Consider the following 18,116-nt stretch of genomic DNA (forward strand, 5'->3'; position numbering starts at 1 on the left):
TGGAGGCGCCCGCATGCTCGCCCGCGCCTACGAGATGCCCTGGCGCCGCGCCTACGAGGCGTATGCCAGCGGCGTGTGGCTGATGGCTTCGGCGACTACGGTGGTCCTCAGCGCAAGATCGGGCATCCCCACCGAGGTGTCCCTGCCGCTAAGCAGCTATTGCCTGCTCATGGCCTTGTGGCGTGCGGCACAGGCCATGCACATCATGGTCCTGCGTGCCGCTTTGACGGGCCGGGCCATGCAGGTCATCGACCCGGCACAGCAGGAGCAGCTGACCCAGTGGCCCGATGAAGTGTTCCTGGGTTTCGGCTTCGATTGGCAGCCCCATCACTCGCAGCGCCTCTACGAACTGGCCAAGATCGACTACCGGCGCTACGCCACCTCTCCACGCCTGCTGCGGGCGTTGGGCTATCCCGTGACGCCCCAGCCAGATGCAGAAATCGGCCTGCCCTACATCCACGGAGTCGAGCCCCGCGAGCAAGCGCTGTACCGGCCCTTGCAGAACTTCGAGGGCGGCACGCTGCTGATCGGCACCACCCAGGCCGGCAAAGGTGTCGCGCTCTCCAACCTGGTCACCCAAGCGATCCGCCGTGGCGACGTGGTGATCGCCATCGACCCCAAGAACAGCAAGCGCCTCAAACGCGCGGCTGTTCGCGCCTGCGAACGCTACCGCGAGCCCGGCACCTTCCTGGAGTTCCATCCGGCCTTCCCGGAAACTGGTGTCCGGCTTGACTTTGCCTTCAACTGGCAAAAGCCGACCGAACTGGCCTCGCGCATTCAATCCATCCTCCCTGCCGACACGGCAGGGGCCTTCGGTGCCTTCTCCTGGGATGCGGTCAATGTCGTGGTGCAAGGGCTGGTGGATCTGGAAGAGCGCCCCAGTCTCGCCAAGCTGACGCGCTACATCGAAGGCGGCATTGAGCCCGTGCTGGAGCAGTCGCTGCGACGCTTCTACGACGCCGAGCTCGGGGAAGGCTGGCGCGAGCGCCCGGAGATGAAACGCCTGCTGCACGAGGCCCACCGGGGCAACATGAAGCGCCCCTCCGAGGCGGCCAGCGCAGACCTCATGGCCTTCGTCGCCTTCTACGAGCATCACGTGCCGCAGAGCCAGCGAAACAAGGTCATCGACTCCCAGGTCCGCGTGTTCCGGCACAACCGGGAGCACTACCAGAAGATCACGGCGAACCTGTTGCCCATCCTGTCCATGTTGACCTCGGGAGACCTCGGGCGCAGCCTGAGTCCGGACCCGTTCGATCCCCAGGACCGGCGGGCCATCATGAACTTCGAGAAGATCGAACGTGGGGGACACGTGCTGTACATGTGCCTGGACTCGCTGCCCGACCCCTCGGTCGCTTCGGCCATCGGCGCACTGGCCCTGGCCGACCTGGCGGCCCGTGCGGGCATGCGCTACAACCTAGGCGGCCAGCGGCGGATATCCTTGTTCGTCGACGAAGTCTCGAACGTGATCAATCAGCCGCTGATCGAGATTCTGAACAAGGGCGCCGAGGGCGGCATCTACACCACCTGCGCCATGCAGACCTTGGCCGATCTGGCCAAACGCCTGGGCAGCGAGGATGCGGCCCGCATGGCCCTTGGCAACCTCAACAACCTGATCGCCTTCCGCTCAAAGGACCGCCCCACGCAGGATTTCATTGTCGAGACCTTCGGCAAGACGGCCATCCACTCCCTGCGCGTCGGCCTGAGCCACGGGGCGGATGCCCACCTGGGGGACTTCTCGGCCAGCTACTCGACGCAGATTGCAGAGAGCTTCGAAGAAATGATCCCGGCCGATGTGCTCGGAAAGCTGCCCAACCTGCAGTACTTCGGATCCGTCTCAGGCGGCCGCATCATCAAGGGTCGCTTCCCCATCCTCGACACGGAAACACCAGTCCCCGCCCTCGACAGGAGGCCAGCCGCATGATCCGCGTCATCTCCGTGGCAGCACTGACCTTGCTGTTGATCCTGGTGCTCTATCTGCCGGCCGCGCATCCACCCGAGCGATTCCTGGCGCAGATCCGGGCAGAGCATGCGCTCAACGTCGCGTTCTGGGGTGAGCATTCAGCCCTGCACATCCTGGAGCGAGCGCTGGCAATGAACACGGCTGCGGCCAGCGCCAGCCCGGTCCCCAGTTCGTCGCAAGCGCCCTCTGCTGATCGGATGGGCCAAGCCGTCGCGAAGGAAATGGAGCGCGTGAACCAACGGTTCTTCGGAAATCCGTACTTCCGATCCATCGACGCGTTGCTGCTGCTCGCCTGCTTCCGGCTCTCCTGCCAGCTCGACTGGCTCCCGGCCCAGACTTGTCTGCTGCTGGCCATCGTCATCGACGGCCTCATGGTGCGCGTACTGCGCTCCAAGGAATTCAAGCCTCACGACCCGGAACTATTCGTCCTGTTCGCGAGCGCCTTCGTCCTCCTGGCATGTACCAGCATCGTCGCCTTCGTGGTGCCACTGACGATTGCACCCGCAGCGTTCGCTGGTTTGCTGCCTCTGGAGGCATTCTTCATCAGCAGGGCAATAGCGAACTTCCATCATCGGGGCTAGGCGTTCCAACGACGACTTTGACCCACTGCACAGCTGACTTCTCGCCTTGCAGTGCCGGCTGAATGCGCGCGAGAAGCAGTGAGGCATCTCGCACGAGATCCTTGAAGCGTATCAACATCCCGCTCTCCAATGGCGGAACGGGCGGTATCTCTTGCGCGATCAGTGCAGCCAACTGGATAGATGCATGATGCGCCTGCATCGCCTGCAGGAAGGGAGCGGGAGACTTCTGATACCGGATGTCAGCGGAACAGTGCACGTCATCCAGCAGCTTCCTCGGCAGAGGCTTCTTCCCCGCTGCTTGCCAGCAATCGTGCAGAACGCCCGCTACGTCGTGCCCATTCTTCCCAGTCTCCTTGACCCCAAGAGGTTCTAGCACTTCCTTCATGGCGCGCTCGACGAAGTGCAACGACTCCCAGCGCGATAGTGCATGGTGAACGCTGCCAGCGTAGAGACGTTGTGCCGCCGATTCCAGATGAACCACGGTAGTCGCATCCAACCTGACAATCAGTTCAAGGGCGCCGTAGAGATCGTTGTAGTCCTGCTCAAACTGCGCGAGCATCTTAGCTGGCAATCGCTGTTCAAAGCTTGGACTCAGACCATCGGCCGCTTGCGTTAACAGAATGCTGTCCGGCCGTAGGATGGGCATCCGCAGCAAATAGGTGATCCCATACAGCTGGTGTGCCACCTGCGGAAGGCAATACGAGATTTCTTGCCTCTCACCGAAATGGTTCGAAATCCAGTTGGCGACTGAAAGCCCAACAGCGTCGGGATCCGATCCCAGTTTGATCACGTAGCCATCCTTCTTTATCAGTGAGGCTGCCTGGAACAATGCCAGTTCAGGCACACAGGAAGCAGCGGTAAGCCGCTGAAATACATACTGCATGTACCGGTCGAACTGACCATCTCCGCGGCTCAGCTCCTCTTGGGTTATCTTGACTTTTTGCATGGATGAATAGGGGATTGCATTGCAGCAACCGCTGCAACGGTATCGACACCAACGAACGGAAAGCCCACCCGCCGTACCATCGTGGACAAGCTATCCTAGAAGGGCGGATCCGAGGCCCGCGCTAGCGGTCCATCGTGCCACATGCGGTCCGGCTTCAGCGGTCAGCACCCGAACTATCGCTTCCTGCTGCCGTCTCACCACATTTTTCAATTGCAGGCGCAGCGAGCACCCGACCATTGCCACGATCGAGAATTGCCCGCACTGCCTTGGACACCCGTTGAGGATCTTGGAGTGTGCGACTCAAGGATCGCTATCCTCATGGTTCAAAGCCGGTACACCGCTGAGCGTCGGCCGATTGACCAGAATCAAGAGACACCAACATGCCGAACGTCGCAAAGTTCGCGAAAGCCCTGTATGCGCTGCACCAGGCGGACTGCCTTAAAGACCCGAAGTGTCGACCGGCAGTGGGCATGTTCGTGCGCCAAGCAACGGAGTCAGCGCACTGGCACCTGACCACCAACTACCGTTCAAAGCAAGCAGCTGAGCTGATTGCAGCCCAGCCATTTCGATCGCCGGAGCACTATCACGATTGGTGCTGCAAGAATCTGAGGCATGAGCATATGGTGCCGATCGCCGTGGTCATCGACATGCTTGTGAATGAGCCGAAAGTCACCGAAGAGTTCATTGCACGGACGCTTCGAACCAACGGGCTGCGCGCGACGATCCATCGAGACGAAGACAGGCGTTTGAACGAGCATGGCTTTGCCAGGAAGATGCCACAGTCGTACTGGACGCCTGGGTCCCTGTACTTTCAAGACCCGCTTGCGCGCTACAAGGAAGCTGGCCTGTTCGAGAGCTTGGTTCCCCTGACCGGTGCCCGTTGGCATCCAGGTGTGAACGAAGGCTGCGTGGAGTGAGGACGTCGACCTGAGCGATGTGCCCACCTCGCCGCCCGCCAAACTCAGCGCCGGCCTCAAATTCCCCCCAAGATCACCCGATTTCACCCGCGACTCGGTGCTCCTCTATCGGTACGCTAGCTTCCATGCCGTATCGAGAGGTCGCCGCCATGCCATCGGTCCTGAGCCAGTCAATCCGCGAGCAGCAGTCCTGCCAGCTCAGCACAACAGCCCCCGACGTCGTCGAAACCCGACTCTGGCTGGAGGAGCATGCCTGGCTGTACGGCGTCCTCAAGAGTCCGCTGAACCAGGCTCCCAGTTTTCGCCTACCCGATCTGATCAGCGCCTCGGTCTCGGCAGTGCTGGACCTACCTGATGGACAGCAGACGCTCTTCAGCTACCTCGGCACGCAACTCGTTCTTCGTGACCCGGCGACCGTCCGCCGCCGCGAGGCCATGTGGCGACAGCAGTATGAACGGCTGCAGGCCCTGCAGCGATCGCCGGCAAACCAGCATCCGAACCCCAAGTTTCAACTGGACCAGTTCACCACGGCAGCCGTTGCGCTGTGCCGTGAAGCGGATGCATCAGGTCAGTCCTTGCTCCGGTTCGCGCGCCTGAACATGGCGCAGCGCGCCCAGCACAATGCCCAGCATCACGCCATGCAGGCAAGCAGCTGACGACCCCACGTCGCTGAGCAGCCTGGCCTCGGGCTAGGCCTACCCGCTGATTCACCCGCAAACCAGCCCCGCTGGCCTCGCACAGGCCCACCCGCCACCGACCCGCCCTATATCAGGCCGCACATCCGGCCTCCCACAGGTCCTCCCGCGCATGCGGAAGGCGGACTGGCTGTCGAGAGGTGTCTCATGCCCCGCGATTTCTGCCACGTGCTCTTTGCCGTGAGCCTGCTGTGTTGCCTTCCCGCCCAAGCGCATGCCTGCTGGAATCAAGCCGCCCAGCGCCATGGCGTGCCGGCTGCGCTGCTCTACGCCATTGCCAAAGTGGAGTCCGGTCTGAACCCACAGGCGGTGAACCGGTCCCACTTCCAGCGGACCCGCTCCATCGACATCGGCCTCATGCAGATCAACAGCCGCCATCTGCCCGCCCTCGCCCCGCATGGAATCACCGAGGCGAACCTCTACGAGCCATGCACCAACCTCGACGTAGGCGCCTGGCTTCTGGCCGGCCTCTTCGCCCGCAAAGGACTCAGCTGGGACAGCGTCGGCGCGTACAACGCCGCATGCAGCGAGCTGAAGGGGCTGGCCTGCACACAGGCGCGCTCCAACTATGCGTGGAAGGTGTTTCGGCAGCTCCCAACCTGGCAACCGCGACCGAATCCGGCCATGCCACGCCCACAGCCAGCGGCATCACTGCGTGCTGCAAGGGTGACGCCATGAGAACCTACCCTCACACTCATTCCAAGGTCGTCCACTGGCAAGCACTGGTGCTCCTCGCCACCAGCCTCGCGCTAGCCTCCTGCGCGAACACCACCTATCAAGCGCCCACAGCGCACGCGCCAGCACCCACACAGCTGATGCAGGTCGGCTACGGCGCCGCGGCCGGCTTTGTCCGATGCGTCTTGCCGAAGTGTCCGATCCGCTCCCCCAAGACCCTGGGCAGCCTCCCCATCGCGCACCCGACCGGACCTGCGGCGGCACCGCAGCCTGTCCCCGCCCCACACGCGGTGACGGGCGTAGTAGACATTCAGCCTCGGCCGATGTCTCAGCCGCCATAGCACGCACAGCACCTGACACCAGGTCTTCCGGGCCAACGGTCAGATCGCGCACTCCTACCCGCCTTCACCAGCTCCCAACACCCGCACCAGCATCCGCACGCCAGGCACGCTCATTGACCTGCCCCACCCGTCCAGCACCCGTCGCGCACCCGTCCTCTACCAGTCATTTGGACGCTCGACTCTTTGGAGGTCTTCATGAGCCCTGCAACTCTTTCGCCGGCACGCCCGGTTGCACGCCGCCCCCTCGCCTTCCTGTGCCTGCTCGGCATGCTCGCGACCGTCCCCAGTCTGGCGCTGGACCTGGTCAATTTCACCGGCATCACCGGGCCGATGACCTCCGCATTGACGCAGATCGGCACGCTCGGTCCCGGCATCAAGGCCCTGGTCGGATTCGTCGGCTTCGTGGTCGCGCTGATCTCTCTGGCGGCCCTGAGGAACTTCGGCCCCGTGCTCTTCTACGTTGGCCTGGCCATCTTCGGTGCCGTGGGTCTCGTGATCGCTGGCGCGATCATGGGCGCGGTCATCTGACCCGGACTCGATCAGAAGGAGTCCGGCATGCGCACCGACACCTACATCCCGCGCCGTCTTGACGATGCCTGGAAGCTCGGCTTCTGGGATGTCGATGTCGCAGCGCCCGTCCTGTTCGCCTTCTTCATCGGCTACCTGTCCGGCACCAAGGTGTCGTTCGCCGTGTGCATGGTCACAGGCTTCGCCATCTCGCGCTGGGTGTCCAAGCTGAAGGCGGACAAGCATCCCGCCTTTGCCGTGCACTGGCTGTGGTGGCACCTGCCGAGCACGCCGCTCACCAGCCTGCGGGCGACCCCGTCTTCCCATATCCGCCGCATGGTCGGTTGAACCGGAGCGCGCCCATGGATTTCGATCGGCTCAACACCGACCGCAAGGAACTCCTGCGCCGCAATCGCGGCCTGGGCCTGGCGGTCGGGGCCCTCGCCATCAGCCAGGTTCTCACCCTCACGGTTCTGATCAAGGTGCTGGGGACCGAGCGCACAGTGATCGTGCCCCCCACGCTCAACAAGACCTTCTGGGTGACGGACGCCAAGGCCAGCGGCGCCTACCTCGAGCAGATGGCCTCCTTCGTCGCCTGGCTGGTCCTTGACGTGACGCCCGCCACGATCGACTGGAAGAAGGACATCTTGCTGGGCTACGTCGAGCCCGCACAGCACGGCGAGCTCAAGTCGCGCCAGGAAGTCGAGGCTGAGCGCCTGAAGCGCATCAACGCCACCACCGCCCTGGTTCTAGAACAGCTGGTGCCCAGCAGCAACGGCCAGAGCATCGTGATCCGCGGCCGCTTGCGCACGCTGGTCAATGGCATTGAAACCGCCAACGAACCCAAGGCCTACCTGGTCGAGTTCGGATTCGGCGGCGCACGCATGCACCTCAAGACTTTCAAGGAGGTTCCCTATGGGACCCGTTGAACTCCACGCGAGCGTCAGGCGGCGGCTTGTCCCCGGGGCCTGCGTCCTGGTCGCCGCCTTGACTGGCGGCCATGGACCGGCGATGGCGATGCAGGTCCTCGACGCCAGCGACGGCGCCTCCATCGAGGCCATTCTTTCCATCCAGGAGCCGACGCGCATCCGCATCGATGGCACCGTAATCACGGAGGTGTTCGGGAACATCCACAGCAGCGGGTGCGCTGCGGAGGCAGTCAAGACAGCACTGCCTCCTGCCCTTCCCATTGGAACTGTCACGGCAGGCGCAGCAGGTGCAACCGCTGTTGCCGGTGCTGCAAACGGACTCCCACCGTCCCCTTGGGCAAGCGGCTCGCTGATCAACCCGATGGGCGAGCTCGTGATCGAGTGCGATCGCGAGAAGGGCGAGATCTACGTCCGGCCTATCGGAGAGGGCAAGAAGCCCATCAACCTGTTCGTGGCTTCGGCCCACGGCACCTACACCTTGCTGCTGCGCCCTGCAGACACACCAGCCGACACGATCGTCATTCGAGACAAGGCTGCGCTGCAGCGGCGTGCCGAAGCCTCCGCCCCTGCGCTCCCGCCTGGTACGGCCGCCAGCCATGTGCGGGGCCTGAAGGCGCTGCTCGTCGCGATGGCGTCAAACCGCCTGGCCCGTGACATCCAGGTGGAGGATCACGCGCAGCCCATCATCTTGTGGCGCGAAGCACTTTTCACCTTGCAACGCACCTACCGGGTCCGCGGGCTCATCGGCGAGCGCTATCGCCTGCAGAACGTGAGCGACGCCCCCTTGGTGCTGGCCGAGCAAGAGTTCGATCACCCGGACGACTCGGGCAGCAGCGTCGCAGCAGTGGCCATCGAGCACCACAACCTGCGGCCTGGCGACAGCACGCTGGTCTTTGTGATCCGACGGGAGGTGCAGCCATGAGCGGCCGCATCCCCCCTGTGCGCGAGCGCACGGCGCAACTCCTGCGTCGCGCCATCGAGCCGCTCTCCCCTCGCCAACGCCAGTACGGCTTGCTGGGCCTGATTTTCCTTGGCGGCATCACCCTGCTGTGGCTGGTCCTCACGCTCAACGCTCCCCCGCCGCGCACCAGCCCGGGAGATCGAGCTGCGGGAAGCCTCCCGCAGTTGGAAGCGCTCCGCGGCCCCACCAACATCGGCGTGATGCCCCCGGGGGCGCAGGTCAACCCGGTGGACCAATGGGTGGGCACCGCAGGCCGCCGGCTCGCCCAGTACGAATCGGAGCGTGAGGAACAGGGGCGGCTGAACAAGGAGCGCTCGGCCTTTGAGCTGCGCACCCAGCAACGCTTCGCCGATCTGGAGCACAAGCTCACGGCGGCCGCGCCAACGACTGCCCAGGCGGCGGCTCCCCCAGCGGCCACTCCAATCGACCCTCCCCTGCCGGTCGCGCCTGCGACCATGCCGCCCGCCAGCGGCCTGCCCGCTCCCAGCCGGCCTGTGCGTTCCGGAGGTGGCGACAACGCCTGGCTGAACCAGCCTCCTGGTCACCAGGATCCAGACGGGGTGGCTGCGCCTTCCCTGCCTCTGGGCATCCCCCGGATCTCCCGCATCGTCATCACCCAGCGCGACCAGACAATGGGCGCCACGTCGACTGCAGGTCATGTAACGACGGCCACGACGTCAGCAGCGACCTCGGCAGCGCCTCCGGCAATGGATAGCGCAAACGCCGAGACGCCGCGCACGATGTCGACCTTCCTCCCAGTCAGCCTGACCCGGGGCACGCTGCTGGGCGGCCTGGATGCCCCCACCGGCGGGCAATCGCAAGCCAACCCGCACCCTGTCCTGATCCGGCTGTCGGACGACTCCATCCTGCCCAACCGCATGCGCGGCGAGTACCGCGAGTGCTTCGTCATCGCCGCCGGCTACGGAGACATCTCCTCCGAGCGCGCCTACCTCCGCACCGAATCCCTGTCCTGCGTGAGAGACGACGGTGCCGCGCTGGAGGTGCGCATCCAGGGCACGGTCTACGGCGAGGACGGCAAGGTCGGGCTGCGTGGACGCCTGGTCACCAAGCAGGGGCAGATGCTGGCCAACGCCCTGCTCGCGGGCGTGGTGAGCGGGATCGGCCAGGGCCTGGCCACCTCGTCCACCGAATACAGCACCTCAGCACTGGGCACGGTCGCCAGCGCGTCCGGCGCCGATGCCTACCGCGCTGGCCTGGGCACCGGGGTCGGCAAGGCGCTGGACCGTCTCGCCCAGTACTACATCAAGCTGGCCGAGAACACCTTCCCCGTCATCGAGGTGGACGCGGCCCGCGAAGTGGATGTGGTGATCACCAAGGGCGTGCGCATCGACACGCCCATGACCGGGCCCGGGCCGACGCTGGCGACGCCCACGGCGCGTCGCAGCAGCGCCTACACGGGCACCACCTCCCCTGCCTACCGCTACCAGGAGACCCTCTATGACCCCGAGTACTGAAGGGCGGTATGCCCGTGCGCGCCGGCGCTTCGCCCTCGGCAGCCTGACGATCCCCAGTCGGTTCCCCATCCGACCCCAAGTGGGGCGCACCCGACGATTCGCTGTGCGGCTCGCGGCGGCGATCACCGTGCTACTGAGCCTCGCCTCCACTCTCGTCGCCAACCACGCCTTCGCCGAGCCGCAAGAGGCGGCCCGCCTGCGGGTGGCTCTGCAGAAGGCACATCCTGGGACACTCTTCACCGACATCTCGCCAGCACCGGTCAAGGGCCTGTACGAAGTGTGGATGGACGGGAACGTCGCCTATGTCCTCGCCGCCGACCCACGCTACTTCGTGTTCGGCCGGCTCTTCGACACCCAGACGATGCGGGATCTGACCGGTCCGAAGCTTGCGCAACGGTCCGCCCCCGAATCTGCCGGCGGTGCGGAATCTCCGGGAGACGCCTCTGTCGCCTCTGGCACTACAGGCGCCCCAGTCACCGCCCCCATCGTCAGCTTTGGGCGCCTACCGCTGCAAGACGCGATCCGCACGGTACGGGGCAGCGGCAAGCGCCAGCTCGCGGTCATCAGCGACCCCGCCTGCAGCTACTGCAGGCAGCTTGAAGCCGAAATCGCCGGCCTGGACAACATTACCGTCTACACCTTCCTGGTGCCATTCCTGGGCGAGGCCCGGCCGATCGCGATCTGGTGCGCCACGGAACGCGAGGCAGCCTGGCGTGACTGGATGGCCCGCGGGGACGCCCGCCGTCAGCACACCGGCGCGCCGTGCGCGCATCCCATCAGCCGCAACCTGGCGCTGGCGCGCAGCCTCGGCGTCCAAGGCACACCCACGCTGATCTGGGCCAACGGCGAGCGCACCGAAGGCTTCATCGACCGGGCCGCGATCGACTCGCGCCTCGCGGCCACGGCTGTGACGCCCCCCAGCGCCACAACGACCACCACCTCGCCGACCACCACCTCCGCGCCCACGCCGGGGAGCCGGCCATGAGAGCGCGCGGCCACTGCGCCCGGGCGCTCCCGCTGGTGGGTTTGCTTGCCCTGAGCGGCTGCATGTCCATGTCCGGACTGGGCGGCGAGTCCAAGTACGCCTGCAAGGCCCCAGACGGCGTGACCTGTGACTCAGTGTCAGGCACCTATGCGAACGCCCTGGCCAACAACCTGCCCGGCCAGCGACATCGCAAGGTCTCGCCCCGCGCGGCAGATACGGCAGGTACGGCCGACGCGGCCCCGCAGACGCCCTCTAGGCCCCGGCCCACCGCACAGCCTCGCACCCGCATGCCGGCTGCAGACGAGACCGCGCAAGAGTCCCCGGAGCTCCAGGGCTCGGGCTTGGCACTGCGCGCACCTCCACGCTACCTGCGCCTGTGGGTGAAGCCCTGGGAAGACATTGACGGCGATCTCTATGACCAAACGCACGTCTACGTCCAAGTCGACCAGGGCCGCTGGCTGATCGATCACGTGCAGCAGCGCATCCGGCAGGCCTACGCCCCGCTACGGCCGCCGCCCACCGCCAGCAGCGCGGCTCCTACGAACGACGGCCCCTCCCGAGGAGAGTCACTTTCTACAACAGCACGACCTGTGCTGCCTCCTGAACTCGGGATGCGCAGCTCCACGGAGGTGCCACGATGAAAGGCCACCACGCGCAATGGCAGCTTCTGAAGCTGCCCTTTGGGCTCGGCACCTCGCCCGACAGCCCGGCAGAGCAGTTCGCGGCCTGGTTGCCCTACATGGGCTACCTCGAGGCCGATCGCATCTTCAGCAACCGCGACTGCATGGGCTTCATGCTGGAGTTGATGCCGCAGTCCGGGGCCGATGAGCGCATGACCGAAGTGCTGGTCTCGCTCTACGCAAACTGCCCGGCCGGCACAGGCCTGCAGCTGAGCCTCTTCGCCTCGCCCCACATCCGCCCGCAACTGCGTCGCTACGCCAACCTGCGTGTCGAAGACGAGGACCAGCTTGAGAAGGCCCAGCACTGGGGCCGCCCTGCGCGCAACGAGAACCTGTTCCGCGTCCTTGCCCGGCAGCGCGTGGGGCACCTGCTGGACGGGGCCCAGCAGTCGCTCACCTCGGGCTTTCACTACACGATCCGCGACTTCCGCCTGATGCTGTCGGTGTCATTCCCCGGGGAACCGGACAATCTGAACAAGCGTGAGGAGCTGCTGGCCCTGCGCGACTCGATGGCATCGACGCTGCGCTCCGCCTCGCTGCCCAACCGCGTGTGCGATGCCGCCGACCTGATCAACTGGTGCGCGATCTTCACCAACCCGGACCGGCTGTCCGGCACTGACGCACCCGACCTGAACTACGACAACGGGCGCGAGTTGCGCGACCAGATCGTTGACTTCGACACCATCCAGGATCCCCAACCCAGCGGCCTGACCTTCTGGAAGGAATCGAGCCCCGACGTCCTGGAGGCCCGCTTCTACTCGGTCAAGTCCTTTCCGGAGCGCTTCGCGCTGTGGCAGATGGGCTCGCTGATCGGCGATCTGATGCAGCCAGCACTGCAGTACAGCGCCCCCTTTCTGCTCACGCTGGGCGTACACATCCTCGACCCCAACGCCACCAAGTCCGTGGTCACGGCCAACCACGTCCGCGCCACCCAGAACGCCAAGTCCAGGATGGCTGACGTGATGCCGGACGTCCGCAAGAAGCTGGACGACTGGACGGCCGCTGCCGACGCGATCGACACCGGCGGCAGCCTGGTCAGCCTGTACCAGCAGTTGGCGCTGTTCTCCACACCCGAGAAGGCCGCCTCGGCGCACGAGGCGGCCAATGCCATCTGGCGCGGCCGGGGTTTCACGCTCAACGCCGATGCCTACATGCATCGCCAAGCCCTGCTTGCCAGCCTGCCCATGACGCTCTCCGAGCGCTTCCACCAGGACCTGGCCAAGATGCGGCGGGTCACGCGCAAGACCATGGCAAACGCCATCCACCTCGCGCCGCTGATCGCCGAGTGGCGGGGCACGCGCACGCCGGCCCTGGTCTTTGGGGGGCGGCGCGGGCAGCTGATGACCCTGGACCTGTTCGACAACGACCTGGGCAACTACAACGCCGCGATCATCGGCGCCCCCGGCTCAGGCAAGTCGGTGCTGATGAACGACATGGCCTGGTCCTATCGCTCCATCGGCGCCCAGGTCTGGATGCTGGACCTGGGGCGTTCCTTCGAGAAGCTCTGCCGCAAGGCCCGCGGCACCTACATCGAGTTCAGACCCAATGTCGACATCTGCCTGAACCCGTTCTCCATCGTGCAGGACATCCACGAGGACATCGACATGCTCGTGCCGGGCATCTCGAAGATGTGCTCGATGCTGCATTCGCTGGAAGAGGTCCAGTACAAGGCCATCTCCGCCATGGTGCTCAAGCTGTGGCGCGAACACGGCCAGGACCTCACGATCACGGGCCTGCGCGATGCGTTCCGCCAGGGCACCTTGCGGGAGCTGGGCGCCGTCAACGACCAGCGCATCAAGGATCTGGCCCTCATGCTGAACCCCTATGCCAAGGGCGGGCAGTACGAACGCTTCTTTGAAGGGCGCGCCAACATCGATTTCAGCAACGACTTCATCGTCATCGAGAACGAGGAGCTCAAGCGCCGGCCTGACCTGCATGCGGTGGTCAACATCCTGCTGCTCCACCGGATCACCGGGGAGATGTACCTGACGCGCAACCGCCGCAAAGTGCTGTTCATCGACGAGCTCAAACAGCAGCTGGGCGATGTCGGCGCCGACGATCCGGTCAAAGCCGCCGTCGTGGAAGAAGCGGCCCGGCGCGCACGCAAGTACGGCGGGGCGCTCGTCACGGCGACGCAGTCGGCGGATGACTACTACGGGTCCGCCCAGATGGAAGCCGCCTTCAATTGTTCCGACTGGGTGTTCCTGCTGCGCCAGAAGCCGGAGTCCATCGAGATGCTGGACCGCAAGGGACGGCTCGCCATGGACGAGCCGAAGAAGCGCCTGCTGCACTCGCTGCGCACCGAAGCCGGGTCGTTCTCTGAGCTCTACATCTCGTCGCCCGTCGGGGAGGGGGTGGCCCGCAGCATCCTCGATCCGGCCACCCATTTGCTCTTCTCGAACAAGCTCGAAGACAACGTGCCCATCGACGAGCTGCGCGCCCAGGGCCACTCGATCGATGAGGCGATTGCCATCGTGCTGCGCCGGCGAGGCCTCGTGCCATGAGCCCGCGCACGCTCCTCATCGCCAATGCGCTGGTCAGCCTGGCCGTCGCCGCCATGGTCCAGTGGGTCTATGACCGGCAAGTGATCCGCCCCGGGCGCACCGTCGGCGTTGTGGATCTTGCTGAGGTGTACCGCGCCAAGGAAGACGAGTTCACCCGCCGCCTCACGGCGGCCCGCACGGAAGAGGAACGCCAGGCCGCGTTGCTGATGGCCCGTCACTTCTCCCAGCGCCTGCCCTTGGCCCTGGAGGCCCTGCCCATCGAGTGTGGCTGCCTGGTTCTCCTGAGGACTTCCGTCGCGGGCCCCACGCCCGACACCGTTGATCTCACGGCGCGCCTGCGCCAGAAAGTGGAGGCTCCATGAAAGCCGATCACCCGCGCGATCCTGCGGCGAAGTCCAGTCGCCCATGCCGCCTTGATGGCCAGGCTTGTGGACCTCTCGAGGGACACATTCGGCGTGCCGTCCGGGCTATCCAGGGTCCTGGGCGCCATCTGCGCCAGCGCTGGTTCCTGTACCTGCCCATCTTCGTGATCTGGGTGCTGGCCTACCTGCGCCTGTTCATCGACCCCACGCCACGCCTGCCGGTGCTGTTCAACTGGACGCCCAGCCTGCCCTACCGGGTGGCGCTCCTACACCCAGCCCAGGGCCCCCTGCACCGGGGGGACTTCATCGTCTTCGCTTTCGCGGGCGAAGGCGCTCGCGACTACCCCGGCCTCGCCGGCCAGCCCTTCTTCAAGATCGTACGGGGCCTGCCCGGCGACCTGGTGACAGTGGATGGACGCGAGGTGCGGATCAACGGCGTGAGCGTCGGCCTGGCCAAGGCCCGGACCTTCGATCGCAGGCCCCTGGAGCCGATTGCGCCCGGCGTCATCCCGCCCGGCCACCTGTACGTGCAGGGGACGAGCCCCGATTCATTCGATTCACGCTACCGCCAAAGCGGCCTCGTGCGGGCCACGCAGGTGATCGGCGTCGTGGATCCAATCCTTTGATGGAGGCCGCCATGCGCCTACCACCCTACCCATCCCGCTCTGCCGGCCCCGCATGCACAACGCGCCCGTCCCGCCAGACCTGCGCCAGACGCTGGCGGATCGTCCGCTTCTCGCTGCTGCTCGTGACCGCCATCCTGTCGGCTCTCATGGCGCTGGGGGCGTTGCTGGCCTCCTCGCCCGCCCAGGCACAAACGAGCCCGGCGCGCGGTGCGATCACTACCGAGGCCGACCTCCCCATGGCTGACATCCCCATGGCCAACCTCCTGGCTCTGCTCCAGCAGATCGCACCCGCAGCCAGCGAAGGCGCCAAGGTCTATCTCGGCGCATTCCGCTTGCAGTGCGGCCGAGCGCTGAGCACGGCTGAGCTTCGTCACGCCCTGGCCCGCGACGGCGGTGATCCCGTACTGATGGGCCTGATCCGCAGCTGCCAGCAACAGGATCTGGGCGCCCGAAACCAAGGTGTGCAGGAACTTGTGCGCCGGATCCGCTGCCCCGCCGGAGGACTGCGATGAAGCGCCTCTCCTGCGCCCTCTGGCTCGTCATCGCAGGCACTGCGCTGCACATGGCAGCGCCCACGGCACACGCATTGAGCGCCGACGTGATCGGCCCGACCTACGAGATCGCCGAGCCGCACCTGCTCCAGTTCATCGAAGGACGCCTGCGCCAGTTGGAGGCCAGCGGTGAACTCCGCCAGCTGCAGGAGGACGCACGCAAGCGCGGCATCGATGCGGTACGCCAGCCCGAGCCTGTCCCGGGCCTATCCGCGACCCAGGCCCAGCGCAGCTTCTACTTCGACCCCACCTACACGCTGGATCGCAACCTCCACGACGGCCAAGGGCACCTGATGTTCACCGCCGGCACTCGCGCCAACCCGCTGGACATCGTCTCCCTGCCGCAGCGCCTGCTGTTCTTCGATGCCCGCGATCCGCGCCAAGTCGTGCAGGCCCGCCGGTTGATCTCCCGCTACGAGGGCCGGGTCAAACCCATCCTCACGGGCGGCTCCTATCTGGCACTGATGCAGGCCTGGCAGCGCCCCGTCTACTTCGACCAGCTCGGCCTGCTCACCAGGCGTCTGGGGATCCGGCAGGTGCCAGCCCTGGTCTCGCAGGAGGGCCAGAGGCTGCGCATCGACGAACTGGAGGTCACGCGATGATTGCGCTGCCATCCTTGCCTCAGCGAGCCTGGGCGTGGCCGCTGACTCGGCTCCTGGCTCCCCTGCTCGCCTCGGTCCTTGGGCTCACCGCGCTGCAGGCGCAGGCCTCAGGCGCAGCAACCTGCGTCGGACGCTTCCCGAACCCCATCACCGACATCTGCTGGTCCTGCATCCTGCCGCTGTCGATCGGTGACGCCCGGCTGGGAGACATTGGCGGCCAGGAGGACATCGCCAACCCCGCGAGTCCGCTGTGCAGTTGCGGGGTCAACCCCACCATCGGCCTGTCCATCGGCTTCTGGGAGCCTGTGCGCCATGTCGAAGTCGTGCGCTCCCCGTTCTGCCTGGTGTCGCTGGGCGGCATCAACCTCGACCCTGGCGTGCCGGCACCCGAGGCGGCACGCTTCACGCGACCGGAGGGCGATGGCGACGGCGGCGCCTTCTACCAAGCGCACTTCTACGTCAACCCCGTGATGTACTGGCTCAAGGTCGTCACTGACTTCCCCTGTCTGGAGAGAGGGGCCTTTGACCTGGCCTACCTGACCGAAGTCGACCCCCTGTGGGCCGATGACGAGCTCACGCTCATCCTCAATCCCGACGCCGTGCTCTTCGCCAACCCGGTCGCCGTCGCCGCCTGCGCAGCGGACTGCGTGGCAGCAACGGCCGGCTTCGGCATCCGGGAGATGTTCTGGTGCGCCGGCTGCCAAGGAGGCATCTATCCCCTGGATGGCCATGTGCCCTACCACCTGGGAGGCGTACGCACCGCGTCTTTGCTCGCCCAGCGGCTGACCGCCAAGATGCATCGGGAGCTGATCGCCTGGGGCTGGCACGGCACGCCAGGCCTGTGCGGCCCCTACTTCCTGCCCGTCATGGACAAGACGGCCTACAAAACGCAGCTCACCTACCCGGTTCCGAGCACCGGCAAAGAAGGCGGCCGCTGCTGCCAGCCCTTCGGCCGCAGCACGATCACCTGGGGCGCAGGCAAGGAGTACCCGATCCGCGGCGAGGACTTCGCCTTCCTCCTCTTTCGCAAAAGGAACTGCTGTGTGGGCTTCTGATCCTCTCCCCGCCCGCCGCCCAGGCCAACCACGCCGGTGGCGACACTGGTGCTTGGTCCTCCCGGCCGCGCTCCTCTGGACCTTCGCATCACATGCGCAGCCCGTGGTGACCATTACCGAGGAGGACCTGGCCAAGGCCCGTCGTGACACGCCCACGATCGCCGAGGAGGACGTCCGCCGCATCCAGCGCCAGCACCTTCATCAGCCGCGCTTCGTTCCCCAGCCAGCGCCCGAACCGAACACATCGCCTCGCATCGACGCGTTGCCCAAGCCACTGACCCCGGCCCTGCCGGACCTGTCGGCCATCGCGCGCGGCTATGCGGCTGCAGCCGCCCCCGACGGGTTGAGCATGGGGCCGAGCCTGCTCATCTTCATCAGTCTGGGCATGCCCCCCGCGACCCTGGCGAGGCTCACGCAGCAGGCTGCACAAGCCCAGGCCACGATGGTCCTTCGGGGACTCAGCGGCCACTCGCTGCGCGAGACGGTCGTTCAAGTGCAGAAGCTGATCGGAGCGCAGCAAGTCGCCGTTCAAATCGACCCGCAGGCTTTCGACCGCTACGCGATCCAGCGCGTGCCGGCCTTTGTCCTCGCACGCCAAGGCGGTCGCCCGGCGACCTGCGCCAGCGGCAGCTGTCCACCTCCCACTGACTTTGCCAGCGCCTCCGGCGACGTCAGCCTGGACTATGCGCTGGAGCATCTGCGCCGCGTATCGCCGGGCCTGGAGCGGGAAGCCGGGATCTTTCTCGCACGCCTGAAACGCTAGG

20 protein-coding genes are annotated in these 18,116 nt (G+C 65.8%); 19 read left to right on the forward strand and 1 reads right to left on the reverse strand.

What is annotated here, in order from left to right; all coding sequences use genetic code 11:
* Positions 1–13: 13 nt before the first annotated feature.
* Together traD and ABDJ40_RS22815 are read left to right on the forward strand one after the other, a co-directional pair.
* Entirely contained in the window at positions 14–1,921 is a 1,908-nt protein-coding gene (gene traD, locus ABDJ40_RS22810) for a conjugative transfer system coupling protein TraD (protein ID WP_347613167.1), read from the forward strand.
* On the forward strand, positions 1,918–2,541 hold the full coding sequence (locus ABDJ40_RS22815; RefSeq protein ID WP_347613168.1) for an IncC plasmid conjugative DNA transfer DtrJ family protein: 624 nt from the start codon (positions 1,918–1,920) through the stop codon (positions 2,539–2,541). The genes traD and ABDJ40_RS22815 overlap by 4 nt, the downstream gene beginning before the upstream one ends.
* Here the strand turns inward: ABDJ40_RS22815 and ABDJ40_RS22820 are convergent.
* Positions 2,504–3,487: a hypothetical protein gene (locus ABDJ40_RS22820; protein WP_347613169.1), complete on the reverse strand. Its 984-nt coding sequence runs from the start codon at positions 3,485–3,487 to the stop codon at positions 2,504–2,506. The genes ABDJ40_RS22815 and ABDJ40_RS22820 overlap by 38 nt on opposite strands.
* Positions 3,488–3,867: 380 nt before the next feature.
* Between ABDJ40_RS22820 and ABDJ40_RS22825 the strand changes: the two genes are divergently transcribed.
* From ABDJ40_RS22825 to trbC, 17 genes are all read left to right on the forward strand, one after another.
* Positions 3,868–4,404 (forward strand): hypothetical protein, encoded by a 537-nt coding sequence (locus tag ABDJ40_RS22825; RefSeq protein ID WP_347613171.1) that lies wholly within the window; start codon positions 3,868–3,870, stop codon positions 4,402–4,404.
* A gap of 149 nt (positions 4,405–4,553) precedes the next feature.
* On the forward strand, positions 4,554–5,060 hold the full coding sequence (locus ABDJ40_RS22830; RefSeq protein ID WP_347613172.1) for a hypothetical protein: 507 nt from the start codon (positions 4,554–4,556) through the stop codon (positions 5,058–5,060).
* A gap of 186 nt (positions 5,061–5,246) precedes the next feature.
* Positions 5,247–5,777: a lytic transglycosylase domain-containing protein gene (locus ABDJ40_RS22835; RefSeq protein ID WP_347613174.1), complete on the forward strand. Its 531-nt coding sequence runs from the start codon at positions 5,247–5,249 to the stop codon at positions 5,775–5,777.
* A 533-nt stretch (positions 5,778–6,310) separates the two neighbouring features.
* The gene (locus tag ABDJ40_RS22840) at positions 6,311–6,643 is read left to right on the forward strand and encodes a hypothetical protein (RefSeq protein WP_347613175.1); all 333 of its coding nucleotides are present in this window, start codon (positions 6,311–6,313) and stop codon (positions 6,641–6,643) included.
* A gap of 27 nt (positions 6,644–6,670) precedes the next feature.
* Positions 6,671–6,970, forward strand: coding sequence for a type IV conjugative transfer system protein TraL (gene traL / locus ABDJ40_RS22845; RefSeq protein WP_347613176.1), 300 nt, complete (start codon positions 6,671–6,673; stop codon positions 6,968–6,970).
* A gap of 14 nt (positions 6,971–6,984) precedes the next feature.
* Complete coding sequence (gene traE, locus ABDJ40_RS22850; protein WP_347613177.1) at positions 6,985–7,551, forward strand: type IV conjugative transfer system protein TraE; 567 nt, start codon at positions 6,985–6,987, stop codon at positions 7,549–7,551.
* Positions 7,538–8,473: a type-F conjugative transfer system secretin TraK gene (locus ABDJ40_RS22855; RefSeq protein ID WP_347613180.1), complete on the forward strand. Its 936-nt coding sequence runs from the start codon at positions 7,538–7,540 to the stop codon at positions 8,471–8,473. Before traE ends, ABDJ40_RS22855 begins: the two co-directional genes overlap by 14 nt.
* A complete protein-coding gene (locus tag ABDJ40_RS22860) occupies positions 8,470–9,987 on the forward strand; it encodes a TraB/VirB10 family protein (RefSeq protein WP_347613182.1) in 1,518 nt (505 codons plus the stop codon). Before ABDJ40_RS22855 ends, ABDJ40_RS22860 begins: the two co-directional genes overlap by 4 nt.
* Positions 9,971–10,972, forward strand: a complete 1,002-nt coding sequence (locus tag ABDJ40_RS22865; protein ID WP_347613183.1) for a DsbC family protein — start codon at positions 9,971–9,973, stop codon at positions 10,970–10,972. Before ABDJ40_RS22860 ends, ABDJ40_RS22865 begins: the two co-directional genes overlap by 17 nt.
* Positions 10,969–11,613 carry a type IV conjugative transfer system lipoprotein TraV gene (gene traV, locus ABDJ40_RS22870; RefSeq protein WP_347613184.1) on the forward strand — a complete coding sequence of 215 codons (645 nt, stop codon included), beginning with the start codon at positions 10,969–10,971 and terminating at the stop codon, positions 11,611–11,613. The genes ABDJ40_RS22865 and traV overlap by 4 nt, the downstream gene beginning before the upstream one ends.
* Complete coding sequence (traC, locus tag ABDJ40_RS22875; protein ID WP_347613185.1) at positions 11,610–14,156, forward strand: type IV secretion system protein TraC; 2,547 nt, start codon at positions 11,610–11,612, stop codon at positions 14,154–14,156. Before traV ends, traC begins: the two co-directional genes overlap by 4 nt.
* The gene (locus ABDJ40_RS22880; protein WP_347613186.1) at positions 14,153–14,518 is read left to right on the forward strand and encodes a hypothetical protein; all 366 of its coding nucleotides are present in this window, start codon (positions 14,153–14,155) and stop codon (positions 14,516–14,518) included. Before traC ends, ABDJ40_RS22880 begins: the two co-directional genes overlap by 4 nt.
* Positions 14,515–15,144 carry a conjugative transfer signal peptidase TraF gene (traF, locus tag ABDJ40_RS22885; RefSeq protein WP_347613188.1) on the forward strand — a complete coding sequence of 210 codons (630 nt, stop codon included), beginning with the start codon at positions 14,515–14,517 and terminating at the stop codon, positions 15,142–15,144. The genes ABDJ40_RS22880 and traF overlap by 4 nt, the downstream gene beginning before the upstream one ends.
* A gap of 122 nt (positions 15,145–15,266) precedes the next feature.
* Positions 15,267–15,656 carry a hypothetical protein gene (locus tag ABDJ40_RS22890; RefSeq protein WP_347613190.1) on the forward strand — a complete coding sequence of 130 codons (390 nt, stop codon included), beginning with the start codon at positions 15,267–15,269 and terminating at the stop codon, positions 15,654–15,656.
* The gene (gene traW, locus ABDJ40_RS22895) at positions 15,653–16,297 is read left to right on the forward strand and encodes a type-F conjugative transfer system protein TraW (protein WP_347613191.1); all 645 of its coding nucleotides are present in this window, start codon (positions 15,653–15,655) and stop codon (positions 16,295–16,297) included. Before ABDJ40_RS22890 ends, traW begins: the two co-directional genes overlap by 4 nt.
* Entirely contained in the window at positions 16,294–17,352 is a 1,059-nt protein-coding gene (gene traU, locus ABDJ40_RS22900; protein WP_347613192.1) for a conjugal transfer pilus assembly protein TraU, read from the forward strand. The genes traW and traU overlap by 4 nt, the downstream gene beginning before the upstream one ends.
* 103 nt (positions 17,353–17,455) lie before the next feature.
* Complete coding sequence (gene trbC, locus ABDJ40_RS22905; RefSeq protein WP_347613195.1) at positions 17,456–18,115, forward strand: type-F conjugative transfer system pilin assembly protein TrbC; 660 nt, start codon at positions 17,456–17,458, stop codon at positions 18,113–18,115.
* The last annotated feature ends 1 nt before the right edge of the window (position 18,116 follow it).

This window comes from Roseateles flavus (assembly GCF_039872765.1).
Taxonomy (GTDB): Bacteria; Pseudomonadota; Gammaproteobacteria; order Burkholderiales; family Burkholderiaceae_C; genus Roseateles_B; species Roseateles_B flavus.